General features: G+C 42.5%; 21 protein-coding genes. 2 read left to right on the top strand and 19 right to left on the bottom strand.

Translation table 11 applies throughout. The annotated features are described in order from the left end of the window. Positions 1–216 precede the first annotated feature (216 nt). The 13 genes from KFV02_RS00105 to KFV02_RS00045 form a co-directional block, all read right to left on the bottom strand. Positions 217–846, bottom strand: coding sequence for a tetratricopeptide repeat protein (locus tag KFV02_RS00105; RefSeq protein ID WP_252379498.1), 630 nt, complete (start codon positions 844–846; stop codon positions 217–219). A gap of 156 nt (positions 847–1,002) precedes the next feature. Next, positions 1,003–1,362 carry a hypothetical protein gene (locus KFV02_RS00100; protein ID WP_252379497.1) on the bottom strand — a complete coding sequence of 120 codons (360 nt, stop codon included), beginning with the start codon at positions 1,360–1,362 and terminating at the stop codon, positions 1,003–1,005. Continuing rightward, a complete protein-coding gene (locus tag KFV02_RS00095; RefSeq protein ID WP_252379496.1) occupies positions 1,363–2,073 on the bottom strand; it encodes a YkgJ family cysteine cluster protein in 711 nt (236 codons plus the stop codon). 164 nt (positions 2,074–2,237) lie between these two features. Next, positions 2,238–2,426, bottom strand: a complete 189-nt coding sequence (locus tag KFV02_RS00090; protein WP_252379495.1) for a ferredoxin — start codon at positions 2,424–2,426, stop codon at positions 2,238–2,240. Between the two features lie 313 nt (positions 2,427–2,739). Continuing rightward, complete coding sequence (dsrP, locus tag KFV02_RS00085; protein WP_252379494.1) at positions 2,740–3,897, bottom strand: sulfate reduction electron transfer complex DsrMKJOP subunit DsrP; 1,158 nt, start codon at positions 3,895–3,897, stop codon at positions 2,740–2,742. Between the two features lie 10 nt (positions 3,898–3,907). Continuing rightward, positions 3,908–4,657 (bottom strand): sulfate reduction electron transfer complex DsrMKJOP subunit DsrO, encoded by a 750-nt coding sequence (gene dsrO, locus KFV02_RS00080; RefSeq protein WP_252379493.1) that lies wholly within the window; start codon positions 4,655–4,657, stop codon positions 3,908–3,910. Further along, complete coding sequence (gene dsrJ / locus KFV02_RS00075) at positions 4,657–5,040, bottom strand: sulfate reduction electron transfer complex DsrMKJOP subunit DsrJ (RefSeq protein ID WP_252379492.1); 384 nt, start codon at positions 5,038–5,040, stop codon at positions 4,657–4,659. Before dsrJ ends, dsrO begins: the two co-directional genes overlap by 1 nt. Beyond that, positions 5,041–6,672, bottom strand: a complete 1,632-nt coding sequence (gene dsrK, locus KFV02_RS00070) for a sulfate reduction electron transfer complex DsrMKJOP subunit DsrK (RefSeq protein ID WP_252379491.1) — start codon at positions 6,670–6,672, stop codon at positions 5,041–5,043. 5 nt (positions 6,673–6,677) lie between these two features. Then, positions 6,678–7,697, bottom strand: a complete 1,020-nt coding sequence (dsrM, locus tag KFV02_RS00065; protein ID WP_252379490.1) for a sulfate reduction electron transfer complex DsrMKJOP subunit DsrM — start codon at positions 7,695–7,697, stop codon at positions 6,678–6,680. 37 nt (positions 7,698–7,734) lie between these two features. Continuing rightward, entirely contained in the window at positions 7,735–8,247 is a 513-nt protein-coding gene (locus KFV02_RS00060) for an RsbRD N-terminal domain-containing protein (protein WP_252379489.1), read from the bottom strand. A gap of 298 nt (positions 8,248–8,545) precedes the next feature. Then, a complete protein-coding gene (locus KFV02_RS00055) occupies positions 8,546–9,892 on the bottom strand; it encodes a trypsin-like peptidase domain-containing protein (protein WP_252379488.1) in 1,347 nt (448 codons plus the stop codon). Between the two features lie 174 nt (positions 9,893–10,066). After that, positions 10,067–10,927, bottom strand: a complete 861-nt coding sequence (gene htpX, locus KFV02_RS00050; protein WP_252379487.1) for a zinc metalloprotease HtpX — start codon at positions 10,925–10,927, stop codon at positions 10,067–10,069. Between the two features lie 326 nt (positions 10,928–11,253). Beyond that, on the bottom strand, positions 11,254–11,703 hold the full coding sequence (locus KFV02_RS00045) for an Hsp20/alpha crystallin family protein (RefSeq protein ID WP_252379486.1): 450 nt from the start codon (positions 11,701–11,703) through the stop codon (positions 11,254–11,256). Between the two features lie 238 nt (positions 11,704–11,941). Between KFV02_RS00045 and KFV02_RS00040 the strand changes: the two genes are divergently transcribed. Together KFV02_RS00040 and KFV02_RS00035 are read left to right on the top strand one after the other, a co-directional pair. Further along, on the top strand, positions 11,942–13,228 hold the full coding sequence (locus tag KFV02_RS00040; protein ID WP_252379485.1) for an ATP-dependent 6-phosphofructokinase: 1,287 nt from the start codon (positions 11,942–11,944) through the stop codon (positions 13,226–13,228). A 37-nt stretch (positions 13,229–13,265) separates the two neighbouring features. Then, positions 13,266–14,711: a UTP--glucose-1-phosphate uridylyltransferase gene (locus KFV02_RS00035; protein WP_252379484.1), complete on the top strand. Its 1,446-nt coding sequence runs from the start codon at positions 13,266–13,268 to the stop codon at positions 14,709–14,711. A gap of 89 nt (positions 14,712–14,800) precedes the next feature. Here the strand turns inward: KFV02_RS00035 and KFV02_RS00030 are convergent, their stop codons facing one another. From KFV02_RS00030 to KFV02_RS00005, 6 genes are all read right to left on the bottom strand, one after another. After that, a complete protein-coding gene (locus KFV02_RS00030; RefSeq protein ID WP_252379483.1) occupies positions 14,801–15,745 on the bottom strand; it encodes a patatin-like phospholipase family protein in 945 nt (314 codons plus the stop codon). A 405-nt stretch (positions 15,746–16,150) separates the two neighbouring features. Then, positions 16,151–17,197 carry a DUF1786 domain-containing protein gene (locus KFV02_RS00025; RefSeq protein WP_252379482.1) on the bottom strand — a complete coding sequence of 349 codons (1,047 nt, stop codon included), beginning with the start codon at positions 17,195–17,197 and terminating at the stop codon, positions 16,151–16,153. A gap of 147 nt (positions 17,198–17,344) precedes the next feature. Then, positions 17,345–19,951: an ATP-dependent chaperone ClpB gene (gene clpB, locus KFV02_RS00020; RefSeq protein WP_252379481.1), complete on the bottom strand. Its 2,607-nt coding sequence runs from the start codon at positions 19,949–19,951 to the stop codon at positions 17,345–17,347. Between the two features lie 75 nt (positions 19,952–20,026). Then, on the bottom strand, positions 20,027–20,341 hold the full coding sequence (locus KFV02_RS00015) for a chaperone modulator CbpM (protein WP_252379480.1): 315 nt from the start codon (positions 20,339–20,341) through the stop codon (positions 20,027–20,029). A gap of 95 nt (positions 20,342–20,436) precedes the next feature. Beyond that, on the bottom strand, positions 20,437–21,402 hold the full coding sequence (locus KFV02_RS00010) for a DnaJ C-terminal domain-containing protein (RefSeq protein WP_252379479.1): 966 nt from the start codon (positions 21,400–21,402) through the stop codon (positions 20,437–20,439). 249 nt (positions 21,403–21,651) lie between these two features. Further along, on the bottom strand, positions 21,652–21,838 hold a 187-nt coding region (locus KFV02_RS00005; protein WP_252379478.1), incomplete at its 5' end, for a hypothetical protein.

Genomic DNA, 21,838 nt, shown 5'->3' with positions numbered 1-21,838 from the left:
AAATTTTTACATCTCTCTTTCTTAACCAAAACCCATGGCCCATGATTTGCTTTTGATGGCTAGAGGATCAGAGAAGTTCTGTTATGAATAGAGAACTCAAATAGCTTTTACTCCTCTTAATTCTCTATAGCAGACTGGCCACGGAAAGGAGGTGCCATTACTCATATTCATCCGATCAATCAGTCAGCTGGATATGTATCAAGATACAAATGATGATTAGCGATATTTTTCAATTTCCTGAAGTATCTCCGGGGCAACCTCATACCCAGTTTCTATTGCTTTATCAAAGCACTCAACCGCCTTCTTATACTCTCCCTTTTCTAAGTAAGCTAAGCCCATGTTATTATAAGCTGGTCCAAATTTGGGTTCCAGTTCAATGGCTTTCTTTGATTGCTCAATGCACCCATCTAAATCTCCTTCCATAAGATAGGCACTACCTAAGGTAGCATGAGCTTGAACAAACTTTGGATCAAAAGAAATGGCCCTTCTTAAACTTGCAATGGCTTTATCTACTTCATTTTTCTGTAAATAAACAAACCCCATATTCCCATGAGGCACTGCAAAACGAGGCCGTATTTTGGAGGCCATCTGATTATAGCTGAAGCAGGCATCTATATCTCCTTCGTACATAGCTATTCCACCCAGTTGGACATAGGCTTCAGCAAGATCAGGAGAGCATTGCACTGCTTTTTTGAAGGCATCTTTTGCCTTTTCAAATTCCCGTTTAGCCAGATAAGCAACTCCCAAGTTATATTGAGTTATTCCGCATTCAGGATTTGCTGCTAATTTGGACTTTAACTCTTCAATTTGTTCATCAATAGTCTTTTTTTGCTGTTCTTGGGTCATATTCCTTCCTTCTCTATGTTTAGAGTTTAAAGCGTTAATAATAGGATAGATGGTTAAAGTATAAAATTATATAAAATTAAAAGTCTTTCATAAATTATTTTTTTGCAATCCTTAGCACTGATATGATCACCCTATTAAAAACTTCTGTTGCCTTACTTATAAACTTTTTTTAAACTCTTTATTTTCTCTTTTTAATAACTCATGATACCATAATGAAAACTCATACATGGCCCGATACCGATCATCGCCATTAACAATCCCTAAGCAAATCTCTAACACTCCCTGTCCATAGGCATTACTATAATCTTCTGGCTGACACTCAGATAAAAAATCCCTCACTAACTGCTTTGTTGTTCGGTTTGTTGTATCAGTTTTTATCTTGCGAGGATCATTAGGCTCTTGAAAAGGATCCCATTTTTCATAACCTATGCGGTCAATAAACTTCTTCCGTCTTGGAGACAGAGAGTCATAAATCGCTCTTTTTTGCCTTTCCTGTTCATCAAGGAGAATTTTCATTTAGTCCCCCTCACCTAACACCCATTCATTCGTAACTTTTTTTTCTTCATCAGACACAGGCAGATTCTCTCTTATGCCAAGATATTCATGATCATATTCTGTAAGCAAAGCCATTGAGACCGGCACCAAAACTGTATGTAGTTGAACATATTTAGTATTTAAACTCTGGACCAGATCATAGCTTATCAAAAATAACTTCTCATAAATCTTATCCATATTTACAGTAGGATAAGAGCGACCAGGCTCAAACCCAGACAGGCCACAAGAACGGCTCTTTTGATGAATAGCCATAGGCACACCATATAAACGGCATGTAACGGGCCTAACATCATACAACTCACATTTATTATCTTCTCCAAGTAAAGGACAACGGACTCTTTTTTTGGCTATTTCAGCTAAAATTTTTTCTTCTTCCTCACCTTTTTGTTGTGCCTTGAAAGCTTGTCTCTTAATCTTATATATTTGTCGATCTGCTTTATCAGCACGAACCAGGATTTCATTGCGCCTTTCTTTATCTAATTCTTTAAAATGATGATTTAAGTACAGAGCCTCAATGAGGGGCAAATCAAATAGTGCATAACAGCAATCGCTGCAACCAAGGGTACATTTGACCCTATCAGGATACTCTTCTTTAACCTTTGAAAATATATTGTCTACATTTTTTAAAAGCTGTTCGTATTGTTTAAAATAATAGCTAAAATCTAAATCCATTCATTAACTCCTTTTATTTGGCACTATGATCCATATTCTAAGATTAATACCTTAGAATATAGATCATTTTACCAAAACTATTTTGGATAAAGTTTATTGAGAGGATTGTAAGATGGGGGTACAAAGTGATAAGGGGGCAAGGTTATTGCCCCCCTTATTTTAAGCTAAATCTCTTCTAAAGTGATGGCATCCTGTTCGCAAACTTCAATACAGGACTCACAACCAAGGCATTCTTCTTCATTAACAGGTACGGCTTTGCCATCTTGAAGTTCATAAACTTCGACAGGGCAAACATCTACGCACTCACCATCACCTGTACACTTATCCACATCAACTGTAATTTTATAAGCCATAGCAAACCTCCAAAAAAATTAATAGGTTAAAAAATTTAGTTACAAAAACTTGGTCAGTTTTTGCCTAAAAATAATTTGTGTTAAGCGCATTAGTCATAATAAGTAATCATTGTCAAGATACGAGACAAAAAAATTGAGACTTTAAACAACAGGTCTAATTTGTAACCTATTAAAATTATTAAATTTTACAATACAGATAGAATAATCAGTCAGTTTAATATAAAATAACATTTCTTGAAAGATCTAGTCTTTTAAAAAAAAATTTCGCAAAAACAATATAAAAAGCCTCGCCAGTAGACGAGGCTTTTGTTCATTAGGCATCCACCTCTTTTTTAACACCAACAGCAACTTTGTATAGGATAGTTAAAATAAAGAATCCAGCTGCATAGACTCCAAGTGTTACCATCAACTCAAGTTTTGTTGGTATATATTCAGTAATTTCCTCTAAAGGATTGGGGACAAAACCACCTGAAATCATACCCAGGCCCTTGTCAATCCAACAACTCAAAAATACCAACACACAGGCAAAAGCCAGGACATTGTCCGCTTGCCTGTTTTTCGGATTTAAAAGGATAGCCACGGCAGCAAGTCCAGCTATAACAGAAGCCCACATCCAGGGAACATAAGTACTATAGCCGTGTAAGCCAAAAAAGAGGTATTTAAAGTGCAACAAATGATCTGGTATCTGGCTATAGCCAACAGTAAAGACTTCCAATCCTAGGAAAAATAGGTTGGTGATAATGGCGTAGGTAACGATCTTGGCCAAACTCTGAATGGCCTCTTTGCCTGGATCCCATTTGGTGAATATTTTTACAATATAACATAACAGGATAAGAAAAGCAGGCCCTGATGCAAAGGCTGAGGCCAGAAATCTTGGTGCCAAGATAGCTGTCAACCAGAAACCGCGACCTGGCAGGCCACAATAAAGAAAGGCTGTAACAGTGTGAATACTCACTGCCCATGGAATAGACAGGTAAATAAAAGGCTTAATCCAGCTTGGTGGGGGAACCTGTTTGCGCTCTGCTTGAAGTGTAACCCACCCTATTAAAATATTTAAAAACAAATAACCATTTAGGACCACCATATCCCAGAAGAGGATTGAATTCGGAGTTGGGTGTAAAAGAACATTAAAAAGTCTTTGCGGCTGGCCCAAATCAACCACGATAAAAAGCAGGCACATAGAGACTGCCGCAACTGCCAAAAATTCACCCAGAATCAAGACTCTGCCAAAGGCCTGGTAATGATGTAGGTATTTAGGAATAACCATCATTACAGCAGATGCTGCCACACCGACTAAAAAAGTAAACTGGGCGATATAAAATCCCCAAGAGACATCACGACTCATGCCGGTGATGCTCAGACCTTGATTGAGCTGGACCATATACGCTCCAAAGCCAACACCTATTATGGCTAGGAGAAGGCCCAGCCATCCCCAATATATCTTGCTTCCTTTTATTGCCTTTTCCAGCATTTTCCACCCCTTAGATTAAGTAATACACGCTGGGATCAGTTCCCAGGCCAGGTTTACGGCGGATCGAATACCTTTCTTTCAAGACCTGCCTTACCTCGGAATGTGGATCATTAAGATCCCCAAAGTAAATTGCTCCCTTAGCCGCCTCTACACATGCAGGTCTTTTACCCTCGTCCAACCTTTCTGCACAGAAGGTACACTTTTCAACCACACCCTTGGTGCGGGTAGGAAAGTCTGGATTCTGTTCTTTTAAGAACCTTCTGGGGTCAGCAAAGTTAAAACTCCTGGACCCGTATGGACATGCTGCCATGCAGTAACGGCAACCTATACACCTATGGAAATCCATCATTACAATTCCATCAGGACGCTTAAATGTGGCCTTGGTAGGACATACGCGCACGCATGATGGGTTCCCACAATGGTTACATAATGCAAGGGTATGTTCCTCAGGGACTTCTTTCAAAAACTTGTGCATCTGACCCGGAAACAGTTTTTCAAATGGAGCACTCCAAATCCATTTTATGTTCTGTTTGGAATTTATCTTGGGCACGTTGTGAATGCTATGACAGGCATGGACACACTCTTCCATCAATTTGTCATCCAACTTACGAGTATCAATAGCCATTGCCCAGCGAACACCTTGACCATTCCCTCCTTCTCCGCCTCCATGGCCGGATGCCTGTAAAAGTGAAGGACATATGCTCCAACCCAGGGCAGAAAGGCCAGCTATCTGTAAAAATTTTCTTCTACTGCTTTTCATTACTTTTCCCCCTTTGGAGCCACATGGCAGTCCCAACAATAGGGTTTAACTGCCAATGAGTTATGACACCTATCGCAAAACTTCTCCTTATTGTCGTGACACTTCATGCAGGTCTTGGTCAGGCTCTTATTAAAAGTCTTCCCAGCGACCATACTTTTGTATTCCCGATGCCCTTCACGTACCACTTCATCTCGCCAGTGATTTAAGAGCTGCATATGCTCAGCCCGCATCCATTCAGTCTTTTCCACACACTCTTTAGCTTCCTTGGGCAGTTCCAATTTTGGCCTGGTATAAGCAGCATTTCCTATATTATACCAAAATGGAAAGGTAAACAGGAGCACAAACACGGCCAGCCCTGCAATGATCTTACCGCCATCGTACATTTATATATCCTCCTTTCCTGGTAAGGGTTCACCGCGCAAGTTGGTCTCCCTCTCCTGTTCCCCAGGCAAGACAAGGGCATTACCAACTAATTCATGAAGACCGGTTACCTGCACACCAGGAACCCAGTAATTCATCGAGTTAGGAAGTACGGCCCTATCAATAGCGCAAATACATCCAAGCATATTCACACCGTACTTCTCATGGACATACTTGACTGCGTTCGCCCTTGGCAGTCCTCCCATCATCCTCAATTCTTCATTTTCACCCGCATTGAGACCTGCTCCGCCACCACAGCAGAAAGTCTGCTCGCGAATTGTATTTTCGGGCATGTCATAGAAGTGGTTACAGGTATTTTTTATGATATATCTTGGCTCTTCATGAAAACCCATCCCGCGAGAAGGATTACAGGAATCATGAAAGGTCATGATCAGATTGTCATTGCGGCTCTTATCCAATTTAAGTTTGCCGTGCTTGATAAGATCAGCTGTAAACTCAACAATATGGACCATCTTGGTTGCTTTGGCATTCTCAAACTTGGTGCCAGTGATAGGAGATACGGGCTCTTCTAGAAAATCTAGATCGCCCACCATATCCTGTTGCATGGTAGCCATGTACTGATGAATGACACGCCACATATGGCCGCACTCACCACCAAGGATCCATTTCACGCCCAACCTCTTGGCCTCTAAATACATCTTGGCATTAAGCCTTTTCATCATTTCATGGGATGTAAAGAAGCCAAAGTTACCTCCCTCAGAAGCATAGGTGCTCCAGGTAACTTCTAACCCATACTCTTCCTTCAAATAATGGAAAAGCATCAGGTAACCCATACAGGTGTATGTACCTGGATCGGCAAAGACATCACCAGAAGGCGTGATAAACAAAATATCTGCTCCCTTCTTATTGAAGGAAGGCTCTGGACGGATACCTGTGATTTCTTCAATGTCATCACAGAAAAAATCTATCATGTCTTTAAAGGCGTGTGGCTGAATACCCAGGTGGTTACCTGTCCTGTAACAATTGGCCACAGGAGTTGCAATCCAGTCGATATTTAGGCCTAAAAGGTTAAGCAACTCGCGGCCTAAAATTGTTATTTCAGCCGTATCAATACCGTAAGGACAGAAGACAGAGCAACGGCGACACTCAGAACATTGAAAAAAGTAATACCACCATTCTTTGATTACTTCGGGAGTAAGCTTGCGAGCACCAGCAAACCTGCCCAGAATCTTGCCTGCTTTGGTAAACTCACCACGATAAATGGAGCGTAATAATTCAGCGCGTAAAACAGGCATATTCTTTGGGTCACCAGAACCAATGAAATAATGACATTTATCAGCACACGCGCCACAACGTACGCAAATGTCCATGAAAACTTTAAATGACCTAAACTTCTCAAGCCGCTCTCTGATTCCCTGGATTATAATTTCCTTCCAATTTTCAGGAAGCTTCCAGTCATCATCTAAAGGATTCCACTGCCTGGCATGTGGCATACCAACCGCCTCCAGGCTCTTGGGGTTGGCGGCATAACAGTACCTACCAGGCTTAATCTCCACAGGCACATCCATCCAGTCCTTTTTGGGCGGCCTGTGGTTTATACTTGCGAATAATTCTTGTGGTTTTGGTGTAGCCATACTCTCTACTCCTTATTCTCAACTGGCTGTTCTAAAGGCTTTTCCACTGGTAATCCTGCCTCTACCATTCTTTCTCTAAACTCATCCTCATAGGCCTCGTAAGTATGAATCTTTACAGGATAATTCCACGGATTAACATGTGTTTTCATCCTGCTATTATTAGCTAGATTTCTGGTTGGACTTAAAAATACTCCCCCCATGTGCATAAGCTTACTCAGAGGGAAGTAAATGAGGAGCACAGAAACTAAAAAGACATGGATGTAAAAAATAGTTCCCACACCTTCAGGTACCTTGGGATTGAAGGTAACCAGGCCCATGGTCAATTCTTTTACAGCAACTATATCTGTTTTGATAAAATAGCGCATGAAAATTCCAGAAAGAACTATACCTAAAATCAGGAACAAGGGGAAATAATCAGCAGGCAGGGAAACGTACCTGACCTGAGGGTTAACAACTCTTCTCATGAACAGATAAGTTACCGCAACCACGATAACGACATCGGTCAGATATAGGGTAGGTGCTCCAATTTGCAACATGCCATCAATACTGTCCAACATCTGAAAAAATCCCGGGACAGGCTCAGTAAAAAAACGCATATGTCTCAAAAAGATAGTCAAAAAAGAGTAATGGAAGAGCAAGGCAAAGAGCCATAACCACTTGTTGGATGCATAAGCCAGTTTGGGGCCATCGTGCAGTTCCACCTTGGTGTTTCGAAAAAGAGAACGAAACAACACCACTTCGAAGAACATGCGTAAGATAACACCCCATGTTGTTGAAGGGTTATCGATTTTGTTCTGCTTGATCCAGGGCAGGGAGAATTCCTGACCACAAGTTGTCGGAATCCTAAATGGTACAGGGGATTTCCCCCACCTGATGACCCGTAAGACAAAACCGACCACAAATAAAACCACTGCCACATAAGGAATGATTACCCCAAAAAGGTAATGCATCCCTCCCGCGCCTGCTCCTAGCAAGGCGACCAGAACCAAGGCAAAGACCAGAAAAAGAGAGTAAATCGCTTTCATGTACCGTTACCTCACTTAAACTTGAACTTTTAAAAAATTACTCCTCCACCTCTTTAATAAGATTAGCCCTTTCTAAGAGCTTGTGGGTCCTAGAATTTAAAAAATTTGCCCGCTGCTCCCAGAGTTGCTCACGGCATTGCATATAAATATCAAAGGTCAAAGCGGTAAGCTGATCCAATTTATACTGAAATTGAGCCAATTTCTGGTACAATCCCCTTTCATTTATCTCCTTGTTTAAGACTTCCAAAATTGAGTCCTTTAAGAGATACACATAAGCCACTGCCTCTGATGGCAGAAAACCCTGGACAGCCCTGATCCTGGTAATGGCATCAACATAGTCCTTGATATCCTCAGAGCACTTCTCCTTTAAAATTTCATCAAAAATCTTCTCCAAATTGGTTCTAAAGGTATGACCTACGGGGTTGGAGAATTGATTTTTTTTCTGGCCGAAAAATTTGGCTGACTGCTCCGGATAGGTATCTAATAGTTTATTGAACCAAGCATTGATGATCTGAGTCCTTTTTTCCCTAAGTAATTGTTCTAAAGACATAATAAACCCAAAAAGTTAGCTGTTAGTTGACGTAAATTATGGCCACTTGAATTTGAGCCTTATTAAACTAGCATAAATTTATCGTCAAGATAATTTAAGAAAAACTTAACAACAGCATAAATGAGTAATGAATAGGAAAAAGGCGATTAGGGTTGAGAAAAGACAAAAGAGCGCGGCTACAATACCGCTAAAAAGAGATACTGGAGATTTTAATTCTGATTTTTTAAGTCGATTGAATAAAATAATATTATGTCAACATTGCAAATCTCAATCTTCTATTACAGTAAACAATAATAAATTAAACGCGCAAACGGACATAATATCCTTGCCCTGCTCTTATAACTAAAAGCAAAATTGTATTTTTTAGACGATAACGCTTGAAAGCTCTAGCCAAGTCTTGAACATTTTTCACGGCCACCCCCCCAATCTTGACCAGAATATCTCCAGGAGCCAACCCTAGTTTGGCTGCAGGACTTCTGGGTCGAATTTCTTGCACTCTGATTCCATGGCCGGAATAATCTTTTACGCCCTTTATACCCCAACGCAAGTAAGCCAGCTCAAGTGCCTGTTTATCCAAAAACCTGCTCGTTTTAACCGAGACAATCAGTTCCTTGCCCTGACGCAAAATTGTCAAAGCGATCTTTTGACCCTGAGTATAATTTTTGAGCAGTTGTAAATATTGATCCTTATCCTCAACCGGATACTCATCCAATTTAAGCAACACATCGCCTGGCTTTAACCCTGCCTCCTGTGCAGGAGTGTTGGCAAAAACTTCAGTTATGACCAACCCATGGATCCGATCCAGTCCAAAATAACTGGCCATTTGCTGGTCCATACTTTGAGCACACAGACCCAACCAGACGGGTTGAATGCGCCCAAAGTGGATCAACTCATCTTTAACCCTTTTGGCCTTGTTTATGGGGATGGCAAAACCAATGCCCTGGGCCTCGGCATAGATAGCTGTATTCAGCCCAATTAATTGACCAAGAATATTTAACAATGGCCCCCCGCTATTGCCGGGATTAATAGCTGCGTCGGTTTGGATGAAGTCGGTAAACAAACCATGTTTGGTCTTAATACTTCTATGTAGGGCAGAGATAACTCCCGTGGTTACGGTATGGCTGAAGCCGAAAGGATTGCCTATGGCAATGACGGTTTCACCTATCATGAGACCATCTGAGTTACCCATTTCCACCTGGGGTAAGTCTGATTTGCCGTCCAGACGCAAGATAGCCAAGTCAAAATCCGGGTCAGAGCCTACAAGTTCGGCCTTGAACTCCCTCCCATCCAGAAGGCGAGCCGTTATGCTTGACGCTCCCTCTATAACATGCGCATTGGTTAAAATAAGACGCTCTTTATGGTCAATTATGACTCCTGACCCCAAGCTTTTCTGTACATAACGCCTGGTAAATCCAGGTCCCAAAAATTCCTCCCATAATGGAAAACTTTCGCCAAAAAAAGAACGAAAAGGATTAACTTTCTGCTCTACTATCCTTTTGGTGTGAATATTGACTACAGCAGGAGCTACTTTTTGCACAGCTCGAACAACAGGTGTGTAACGCAAAGCATTGTCCGTACCACCAGCCCAGAGCAAATGAGGGCAACAAAAAAAACAAAGAAGAAGTAAGGCTCTCGATAATCTCATTTTTATTACATCTTAAGTTTTAAGTTAGTCAGCTCAGAGCTGAAAGGTAATGAAAGTCCAGTGGCTAAAGATAGTTGCTGTGAACATTAAGCTTCGACGCCTTTGGCGCTATTATTCTACTACTCTCTAATTGTCACCTGAATTTCTAGCGTTAATTTTAGCAATACTCAAGCATCAAGAGCGTATAGTGTAAGCCATTTCTCTAAGCCGCCGCACCCTCTCAGAAGTAGGCGGATGCGTGCTAAATAAGCTAAGTAGAGACTCTCCTGTCAAGGGGTTAACAATAAACATGTGGGCTGTGGCAGGATTCGCTCCATAAATGGGCATGCTGCGGGCATAAGCCTCTAGCTTTTCTAAAGCACTGGCCAAAAATTCAGGATTGCCTGCCAGATAAGCTCCGGTTTCATCAGCCAGATACTCTCTGGAGCGAGAAATGGCCATTTGAATAAGCATAGCCGCAATAGGAGCAACAATAGCCATGACCAAGGCCACAATGGGATTTCCACCCTCTTCATCATCGCTCCGACCTAAACCAAAAATAGCCGTCCACTTAACCATATCGGCTACAAACATTATGGCTCCTGCCAGAGTTGCAGCCACAGTCTGGATTAGTATGTCACGATTGCGGATATGGCCTATTTCATGAGCCAAAACTCCTTTTAACTCTTCAGGTGAAAGCAGATTTAAAATGCCGTGAGTCACAGCCACGACACCATGATTGGGATTTCGACCCGTGGCAAAGGCATTTGGAGTATCCTGAGGGATAAGATATATCCTTGGTTTGGGTATGTTGGCTTTCCTGGCCAACTCAGAAACGATACCATGCAAATAAGGGGCATCGTCAGGGCTTATCTCCTGGGCCCTGTACATGGCCAAAATAATACGATCAGAAAACCAATAGCTGCCCACATTCATAACCAGAGCCAGGACAAAAGCTACCACCAGCCCGCTATGACCGCCTATCATACGTCCAAATAAAAGAATTATTACGGTTAAAAGTCCTAGTAAAAGACCAGTCTTGATTTGACTGCTCATAACTTTTGACTCCTTCTTTTCGAATAAAATTTTGAATACTGGATATCAATTGTTAAATTTATTTAACATCATGTTGAGTAAGTATATAGTGTCTTACTCAACTTTCCCAGTTAACGGCACATTAAATTGTTATCATTGCAACCAATTAAAATAACTGATTTTTTCCAAAAATTCAACCTTCTATTAACCGATCTGGCCACCAACGGCAGGAAATTTTTAGGAAGAACTTTCTGCCTAGATCGAAAAAAAACATCAACAAGTACAATACTACCGAGATCAAAAATTAAGGACATATAAATACGCAGGCAATAAGTCAAAAACTCCCATTAACTAATTTCTATACGCACTCCTGATGACTGGACCCTCTTTTTCGGGATAGTAATCGTCAATACCCCATTTTTAAACATGGCTCTGATACCAGAAGTATCCACGTTTTCGGGCAGAAAAAAATTCCTGGCAAAAGGTCCGTAAGAGCGTTCCAACATCTGATACACGCTTCCTGTTGCATCCTTTTCCAGTCTTCGCTCTCCATATACCAAAAGCTGATGGCCCTTAATTTCCAGGTTAACCTTGTCCCTATCGATCCCAGGCAGTTCTATCTCTATGACAAATTGCTCTTGGGTTTCATAAACGTCAGCCAATGGTTGCCACAAGGCCACTCTCTCATTCTGCTTCAACTTCCCCTGTCCCCAGTTCAGAGCCTCGTCCATCATTTTGCTAATTTCCTCGCGCATATTCTGAATCTCTAACCAGGGGTTAATGGAATACTTGCCCATTCTCTTCTCCTTTTACTTTATAAATTTGCGTTTAACTAATAACCATAAGTTGCATCAAGTCAACTGCTAATCAACTAGCCCCAAAAGTTCCATCAAATTCTTGCATTAAATTGTATAATAAGCTAAGTGTATAAAAATTGACTGCAAAAGCAAATTAACTTTTATCAACACTAAGCCAACAAGCAAAATAACCTAACATTCTTTTATAATCCAAAATTCCCCACCAAATGGAGGACTCATGCCCGCGTTGGACATTGATACTAAAATCCAAACCCTTGGGCCAGCCAAAATCAAGTCGCCTTTAAACCTTTGCCGTTTTATTAATGAACAAGAGCGATTACACTTACATATCTCGCCGGAAATATTGTTAGAAGATGAAGCACAACATCCCTTTTATCTGGACTTTGAAGAAGCAGGACCGCGAAAAAATATCTATTTTGATCCTCCCAAAACCAAGTGCGCCATCGTGACCTGTGGAGGCCTCTGTCCTGGTATTAACGATGTCATCCGATCTATTGTTATGGAAGCCTATCATAACTACCATATCTCCTCAGTCATTGGTATCCGCTATGGTTTACAAGGGCTTATCCCCAAGTATGGCCACGAGATATGGGAATTAACCCCGGCAAAAGTGAGTAATATTTACGAATTCGGAGGGACTATCCTGGGCTCGTCACGCGGCCCACAACCACCCGATGAGCTCGTTGACGCGCTGGAAAGACTAAATGTGAACATCTTATTTATGATTGGCGGCGACGGTACAATGAAAGCGGCCCAGGCCATTGGTCAAGAGATAACTAAACGCGGACTTAAAATCAGTGTGATTGGCATACCAAAAACTATTGATAACGACATCTATCTGATCTCCAAGACTTTTGGCTTTGATACGGCTGTTGAAAAGGCTACGGAAGCCATCCGTTGTGCGCATACAGAAGCCATCGGGGCTCCCAACGGCATTGGCATGGTCAAGCTTATGGGCCGCGAGTCAGGTTTTATTGCTGCTCAGGCCACTCTAGCCCTTAAGGAAGTCAATTTTCTACTCATTCCAGAAGTTCCCTTTAAACTGCACGGCGAAAACGGACTTCTTGTTCATTTGGAAAATAGACTGCGAAAGCGCGGACATGCTGTCATTGTTGTCGCCGAAGGTGCCGGACAAGAACTTTTTGACCACCAGGGAACAGACGCTTCAGGAAATAAAATCCTGGGTGATATTTGTGGGGTTCTGCGCGAGGAAATAAAAAAATATTTTCAGGCCAAAAATTTTCCATATACCATGAAATTCATTGACCCCAGCTATATTATCCGCTCCATACCGGCCAATGCCAACGACCGAGTCTATTGCGGATTTCTGGGACAGCATGCAGTGCACGCAGGAATAGCCGGTAAAACAAATATGCTGGTCAGTATGTTACAGGACAAATTCGTTTATGTACCTTTAAATCTAGTGACCAAAAAACGGCGCAAACTAAATCCTAAATCAAATTATTGGTGTGCTGTTTTGGCCTCAACCGGGCAAAGTATCTAATTCTATCTTCAAGCTCAAAGGCTGGAGGGAAAAAGAGATGAGAGCTAAATCCTTAAGTTGCGTTTCAATAAGTGACTCTGACCTGATCGACTTGTTTCGTCCCTTTGCCCTGAAAATGGAAGAACAAGTACTGCCTCCTATTATTATAAACCTATTCAAATGTTATTTCTCCCAGCTTGTCTATAATAATCAGGGTAAACTGTCTAAAAAGGAAATTTTGCCTGTCGATCAATCTGAGCTACGTCGCCTGGAAGATTTGGCTAGCTTTGCTCCGGTCGGGCAAAAAGCTATCCCCAAACTGGTTTATTTCAAATTAAATGGCGGTCTGGGCACAAGTATGGGCCTTGAAAAAGCCAAGTCTTTAATAAAAATTAAAGAAGATAAGACCTTTTTAGACCTGATTTTGGAGCAAACCACTAAGCTGCGCCAAAAATATAATTGTCCCTTACCCCTGGTCCTGATGAACAGTTTCAAAACCCACTTGGACACCATGCTCCATGTACAGGATTTTGAAAATCCAGATCATATACCCCTGGCTTTTGTGCAACACAAATTTCCCAAAGTTATGGTCAATGACTTAAGTCCTGCCAAATGGCCCCAAAATCCTGAGTTGGAATGGAACCCGCCAGGGCATGGAGACTTTTATACCGCCCTGATTACTTCCGGAATTCTAAAAACATTGCTTGATAAAGGTTATAAATACGGTTTTATCTCCAACTCAGACAATTTAGGGGCAACAATTGATAAACGCATCTTGGGCTACCTGGTCAAGAAAAATCTGACTTTCTTAATGGAAGTAACCCCCAGAACCAAGTCGGACCGCAAAGGCGGCCATTTATGTCGTCTGCTCAAAAACAATCGTCTGGCTTTGCGGGAAATCGCCCAGTGCCCTGATAACGAACTGAATGAGTTCATGGATTATAATAAGTATAATTTTTTCAACACAAACTCCATCTGGCTAAACCTTGAGGCATTGGAAAAAGTCTTTCTACGCCACAAAATGATGCCCCTGGATCTTATTATCAATCCCAAACACCTTGACCCACGCGTTCCTTCTTCCCCAAAAGTTTACCAGTTGGAAACCGCAATGGGCTCTGCTATTTCAGCGTTTGATAGAGCTGAAGCCCTAATCGTGCCCAGAGAGCGTTTTGCACCGGTCAAGACCACCAACGATCTATTACTGGTCCAGTCTGATTGTTTCATTACCAGTGATGAAAGTACGATTATTCCCAACCCGAGTCTAAAAAACCACCAACCTCAGGTTAATCTCGATGAAAATTTTTATAAAAAAATTGATGATTATGAAGAACGCTTTCCCTATGGTTCACCCAAATTGTCCGAATGCCTTCTCTTTGAAGTTCAGGGCGATATAAAATTTGGGGCAAACATAGTGGTCAAAGGTGAGACGAGTCTGGTTAATGAAAAGCAAAAACAGGTGGCAATTCCGGACAACACCGAGTTGAAAGGAGAAATAAAATTTTAACTATTTTTTATACTACATTCTAAAATCTTAGACAAAAATTATCATCATTAAAGAGCTATTACCAACCATAAAAAAATCAGCAAACACTGTTACACTTCTTTCAACCTTTTCCAGTTAGAAAGTTCTTTTTTTGCTGCCTGATACCCTTCATAAATAGCCTCTTCTGCGCGATGAAAGTCCATGAACTTGATATGGCCTAGGCTGGGCCGAATTAAGATGTCTGGCGGTTCAAGTCGCAAGTTAGCCTGGGTAATCTGGTTTTCCATAATGTTTATGGATGTCAGTATAATATCAAAAATATTAGGCATATGTTCTCTGACCATCCATTGTCTCATGGAGTCAAACAAAGGTACATCTATATTTTTTATCTTTTCCTTTAGCTCCTGAAAGACCCTGTCCTTTACTGAAACCTTATTCCTGGGCTTCTCTTTCTTGTGGCAGGATTTATCTCTCTCTTTGGAACCTATATTTAAATTTCTACCAACAATATCATGGTTTAAGTCCACGGCAATAACCAGGTCCGCTCCCATTTTCCTGACCACACTTACGGGCACAGGATTAACCAACCCCCCATCGACCAAGCATCTCTTTCCCATCATTACGGGGGTAAAAATTCCCGGCACAGCAATGCTTGCCCTTACAGCCTCAATCACTCCACCCTGAAAAATGCGCACCTCCTCTCCGGTCTTTAAATCAGTGCATACCGCACAAAAAGGCAATAAAAAATCGTCTATTTCCCTGTCTTGAACATAGTTCTGAACAAATTCAGCTACCTTCTTCCCATCTAAAAGTCCTGTCTTGGGGAAGACCACATCGAGCATGGACAGTATTTTTTTCCAGTCCAAATCCAGGATAACTTCTTTGAATTCCATGATCTTGCCAGCGGCAAACACTGCTCCAACCAGGGCACCAATACTCGTGCCAGCCACAACATCAATATCTATACCATCTTCATGCAAGGCCTCTATAACTCCAATATGGGCCCAACCCCTGGCTGACCCACTACCCAAAGCCAAACCTATTTTTTGAGACATATTTTTACTTCCCTTCTATCATACAAAAACACTAGCTTGGTTTCTTCTCCCATTTCTCCTAATCACCGCTTTCACGCTTTCCCATTTCTCAGCTTCACCATTTCATCTTATTTATAGAGCCTGTGGGCAAACCTTTTTATCGACATAGTTTCCATGGTTTATTCCAGTCTTGATTTCTTTCATGCTGGTACAAAGACTTGGACACATCTAAAACTTGCTTGCGGACAGAGCATAATGGGATATTTTGGGTAAACAAACATTCTTTTTATTATCGATAGTTATGGTCAACATCGCAAAATGTGTAGCCCATCCATCACGATGCTCTGTTTTTCCGCAAGCTTCTCTAAGATGGGTTACCCAAGCCATTTGTAATGCATTTCAGAAACCAAGGCTTTCAATCAGCGCTTAAAATTGGGTTTGGCCACAGGCTCTGTAGTTCATTCCCTTAAGCAGCCCGAAACAGCCTGCCAACATCATATCTCCGCCGGGGCTCAAAAAATGGACATCAAAACCCTTAAGCATTTTCCGTTTAGGCCCGAGGACAAAAATAGGCTCGAACCCTTTGGCTTCAGTCGGCAAGTCAAGAACCAGACAGCCATGCCCATTGTCTGCAAAAACCTGGTCATTGGTCAGGCTGCCCTGTCGGAACCGTTCTAGTTGCTGCATAAGCTTTTGCCCATCTAATAACCCGGTATGATGTTCATAGATCCCCCATACCTTTTGCTTATAGACTAAAAAAGCAATGGTATGACTGTTACCGACATTAACCACACAAATACCCTGAGAGGAAGTCATTTCCTCTACTTCCGGGACGAACAAGGCCCCCAGTATGGCAGCAGACCCCGTATCTGCGACCATGCCAGCTCCAATCATATTTTTTAAACTTTTTAAGCGAGTAAGCTGCTGTGGTGGTTCAGAAAATATAAGCTCTTCTAAGCGTCCTTGCGAGTTACGCAAAAAGTCTTCCCAAAGTTCAAACCGTCCGCGGCGGTTGCTTGTTCCTGGGTGAAAACCATGATCCTGGACACAGGCCAGGACAAAATCAGGATAATCAAGCCCGCTCAAGGCTAAAAAAGACTGCCAGAACCCCGGATCAAAATCAGTCAAATACACAGGGCAAAACCCGGGCGGACAGTTTTCAGTTATATTAATACCCATACCTTTCACCTTTCGCATATCATCAGAAATGGCCAGGGCCGCCTGTGGATGTGCTGCTACTTCCAGGCCCTTTTTTAAATGGCCTTTCAAAGCAAACTTGAATCCTCCACCCATGTTTTGACCATAAAGATAGATATTTTTTCCCTGTTTTGTCAGTTGTGCAATCCTCTGACCAACAATAACAGCAGGCGAGGGAAGAATAAATTTCGGGCAGTTCTCAATCTCCCGATCAGGAATATAATACAAGACGTCCTGAGTACCACTGCCTATATCCAGGCATAACACTTTTTGCATAGCTGTTTCCTTCAAATTCCTTTTTTGCGGTTAATCTTTTGAAAAATCACTATCCCGCCAGCCACATTTGTCGAATCCAGCTTTTACCCTTACATATAAAAAGGGCAGGATTAATCCTGCCCTTTTTATGCCTATTTTGTCTATACCTTAATCTATGTTAAATCCCAGGCTGCCATCAACTACATCCACAACCACTTTCTGGCCGTCATTCAAACGTCCGGCAATGAGTTCCTTGGCCAGTCTGGTCTCTATGTTATGCTGCAGGTACCTGCGCAAAGGTCTTGCTCCATAGACGGGATCATAGGCTTCTCTTGCAATGAATTCCCTGGCCTGTGGTGTTAACTCAAGTTTGATTTTGCGCTCTTCAAGACGTTTTCTTAAATCATTAAGCAACAGGTCGATAATCTTTTTGATCTCCTCAAGAAGCAGAGGTTTAAACAGGACTATCTCGTCAATCCGGTTCAGGAACTCCGGCCTGAAATGACCGCGCACAACACTCATTACCTGTTCACGCACACCAGGCTTTAACTCGCCTGCTTCTGTGATCCCTTCAAGCAGATATTGTGAACCGAGGTTTGAAGTCATAATGATAATGGTATTTTTAAAATCAACAGTGCGGCCATGACTGTCTGTAAGGCGACCATCATCCATAATCTGCAACAGGATGTTGAACACATCCGGATGAGCCTTTTCGACCTCATCAAAGAGGATAACCGAATACGGTTTGCGTCGCACAGCCTCGGTAAGCTGTCCACCCTCATCATAGCCCACATATCCCGGAGGAGCACCAATAAGCCTGGCTACGGTATGCTTTTCCATGTATTCAGACATATCAATGCGGATCATGTTCTCTTCTGTGTCAAAAAGGGTCCGGGCCAGGGTCTTGCATAATTCTGTTTTTCCCACACCGGTTGGACCAAGGAACAAAAAGGAGCCAATGGGCCGGTTAGGATCCTTGAGACCGGCTCTGGCTCTTATGACTGCATTGGCAACAGCGTCCACAGCCTCGTCCTGACCAATAACCCTCTCATGCAACACCTCGGATAGTTTTAACAGCTTTTCACGTTCTCCTTCCATGAGCTTGGCAACAGGGATGCCAGTCCACTTGGAGACTATTTCTGCAACATCATCCGGGCCGACCTCTTCCTTGACCAGGGTTTTGCCTGAACTGGCCTCAACAAGCTTGGCCTCTTTCTCGGTCAGTTCCTGCTCAAGCTGCGCCAGTTTCCCATAACGTAGTTCTGCAGCCTTGTTGAGATCATAGGCCCTTTCAGCAGCCTCAATTTCCAGCCTTGTCTTTTCTATCTCCTCTTTTAGGCTGCGCAAGGAATTGATAGCATGTTTTTCCTTCTCCCACTGGGCCATGAGCGCTGCCTGTTGTTCTTTCAGGTCAGCCAGTTCTTTGGCCAGCTTTTCAAGGCGTTCCTTAGATGCCGGATCTTTTTCTCTCTTGAGAGCCTCCTGTTCAATTTCTAACTGCATGACCTTGCGGTTGATCTCATCCAGCTCTGTAGGCATGGAATCGATTTCCGTGCGAATCTTGGCTGCTGCTTCATCAATAAGGTCAATAGCCTTATCTGGCAGTTGCCTGTCCGTAATATAACGATGAGAAAGCATTGCTGCCGTAACCAGGGCACTGTCGCTTATGCGCACACCATGGTGCACTTCAAAGCGCTCTCTAAGGCCGCGTAAAATGGAAATAGTGTCCTCAACACTGGGTTCTTCCACCAGAACCGGCTGAAAACGTCTTTCCAGGGCCGGATCCTTTTCAATATATTTGCGGTATTCATCAATGGTTGTAGCGCCAATACAGTGCAACTCTCCCCTGGCCAGCATGGGCTTGAGCAGATTGCCCGCATCCATAGCCCCTTCGGTTTTGCCTGCGCCAACAATGGTGTGAATCTCGTCGATAAAAAGAATGATTCTGCCTTCCGATTTCTGAACCTCTTTTAAAACGGCTTTAAGGCGCTCTTCAAATTCACCCCGATACTTAGCTCCGGCAATCAAAGCCCCCATATCCAGGGCAAAGATGGTTTTGTCTTTTAACCCTTCAGGGACATCCTGTTTCAGAATTCTCTGGGCCAGTCCTTCAACAATGGCGGTCTTACCTACACCGGCCTCACCTATTAAAACCGGGTTATTTTTTGTCCGTCTGGACAAAATACGAATACACCGCCTAATCTCACTGTCCCGACCGATTACCGGGTCCAGTTTACCCTGCCTGGCTTCTTCCACCAGGTCGCGACCATACTTCTTCAGGGCATCATAGGTATCTTCAGGATTAGCCGAGGTCACTCTCTGATTACCCCGTATTTCTGTTAGGACAGACAATATCTTATCCTTATCCAGCTTAAAGGCCTGACAAACTTTGCCCACGCCAGTGGACGGAGACTCGTCCAGAAGAGTTAAAAAAATATGTTCTACACTGACATATTCATCCTGCATGTTTTTGGCCAAGTCCTGGGCCTTCAACAGGATGTTATTCACCCTTCCGGTGACATAAATCTGGCCGGGCTGCGCACCGGGCCCACTTACCTTGGGCAATTTCTCAAGCTGGCGCTCAATATCCTGGCTGATAGCTGATATATCGTAACCGGCCCGTTCCAGAATCCTGGGAACCAGACCGTTTTCCTGGTCAACCAGGGCCTTAAATAAATGTTCTGCATCAATCTGCTGATGCCCGTGTCTTAAAGCTATATTTTGAGCATCAGAGATTGCTTCCTGCGACTTTTGGGTAAATTTACTTATATCCATAAAACATTCCTCCTTTGTTTCGTGATTCGTAAATCGCTCGTTCCCAAGCTCTACCTGGAATCGAGCGGCAAGTTATTAAGTAAGAGCTTGTAACTGTTTGATTTTTTTCTCTAACTGCTCAACCCTGTCCACCAAATCTACTATGATCATTCCGGCTAAGGTTGACAATTCAAAATCTTTACAAATACGCACCAGTTTTTGTACCCGAAAAATTTCACTGTGGGGAAACAGATAATTATCGTTTTGTGTGCAAACATAATGCACCCACCCCATATCTACCAGTTCAGCAAGTCTATATGGACTGATTCCGGTTTTGTGCACAAATTGACTCCAATGGATCAGGTTCGAGCAAACCGGTGAAGACTCTTCTTTTACCTTAATTTTTGTCATTTTTTTTGAAAACCTCCCCTTCTAGTTGGCTAACCAAAAAACCAAGATTCTGTGTAAAAACGATTTATTACACATGAATCCTGATTTGCTCAAAATTATTGGCGGGGATTAAAGTTCGACTCCCTGGCCAACTTCTCCCACAACTCTTTTTCTCGGGGCGACAAACTTTTTGGTGATTTAATCACTATCCGCACCAATTGATCACCTTTTCGTGCTCCACGACCCAATCCTTTCCCCTTGATGCGTAGTTTCTGTCCGCTACTTATTCCCGGGGGAATACGCAGCTCTACTTGCCCCTCCAGAGTCGGGACCCTGACTCTGGCTCCCAGAACAGCCTCCCACGGGGCAAGGGGCAGATCATAGATAACATTATTTCCATCTAACTTGAACTGAGTATGGGGCAAAATTTTAACTTTCAGATATAAATCTCCGGCCGGTCCTCCACCTAGTCCTGGACTACCCTGACCAGCCAGTCTTATTTTACTCCCGTCTTTTATTCCAGCAGGAATATTTACCTGCAAGGTCTTTCTCTGCAGTCTTGGTACACCATCCGGTCCCACAACCTGCTCCTGCAAGGAAATACTCTTTTGACCGCCGCGATAGGCCTCTTCCAGTGTCAGTTCAATGGTCGCCTCTGCATCCTGACCTCTTGCCGCGAATCCACCACCTGTAAATGAGGTTTGCCTGAACCCGGAACCACTTCCAAAATCCGCTCCCGCGCCACCAAAAAAGGCCTTGAAGAATTCGCTAAATCCTCCCAGATCAAAATCAGCTCCTTGTCCGCCAAACTCAAAACGAATATTTTCATAGCCTGGTGGCGGCTGAAAATTCTGACCATGTTGCCAGTTTGGACCTAAAGAATCATAGAGTTTTCTTTTTTCAGGATCCTTCAATACCTCGTAGGCTTCATTGATTTCTTTGAATTTGCTTTCCGCTTCAGGATTATCGGGGTTTAAATCCGGATGATATTTTTTGGCCAGCTTTTTAAAGGCCTTTGAGATCTCTTCTTTGGAAGCATTTTTATCTACACCTAAAATCTTGTAATAGTCCTTATATTCCATTTTCAGCGGCTCTCCTTTGAGATTTTGTTTAAAAGCTCTAAAAAAATAAGTACAAAAAACAGCTAGTCAAGAAAGTGGCATGTTTTTTGTTTTAAAAAAAGAAAGGCCCGAACAAAGCCAGACCTTTGATATTAGAGAAGAGTTATATAGTTTGGATATTTGCAAAAACTTAACATTTCCTTCACTTACCTATTTTCTTTATCAAAATCTATCCCTACCAGAATAATCTTTTTCCCCTGACCCATCCTTTTACTGGCTTCTGTCCAACTTAAGCATAACTTTACGATCGGGAAAAGCAAAATAACCTCTTTGATCCCATCTTAATTCAGCTCCAACACTCCAATATTTATCCGTCACTTCACTAGTGTCCGGTTTAAATTTAACCAAAAGAGCAGATAAGATAGAGTTATCAAGCAAATTTAAGTGATCTAGATTG

Origin of the sequence: Desulfovulcanus ferrireducens, assembly GCF_018704065.1 — a bacterium.
In the GTDB taxonomy this organism is placed as follows: Bacteria; Desulfobacterota; Desulfovibrionia; order Desulfovibrionales; family Desulfonatronovibrionaceae; genus Desulfovulcanus; species Desulfovulcanus ferrireducens.
Note: the sequence above shows the minus strand (reverse complement) of the source record. Positions and strands in the feature narration are given on the sequence as shown.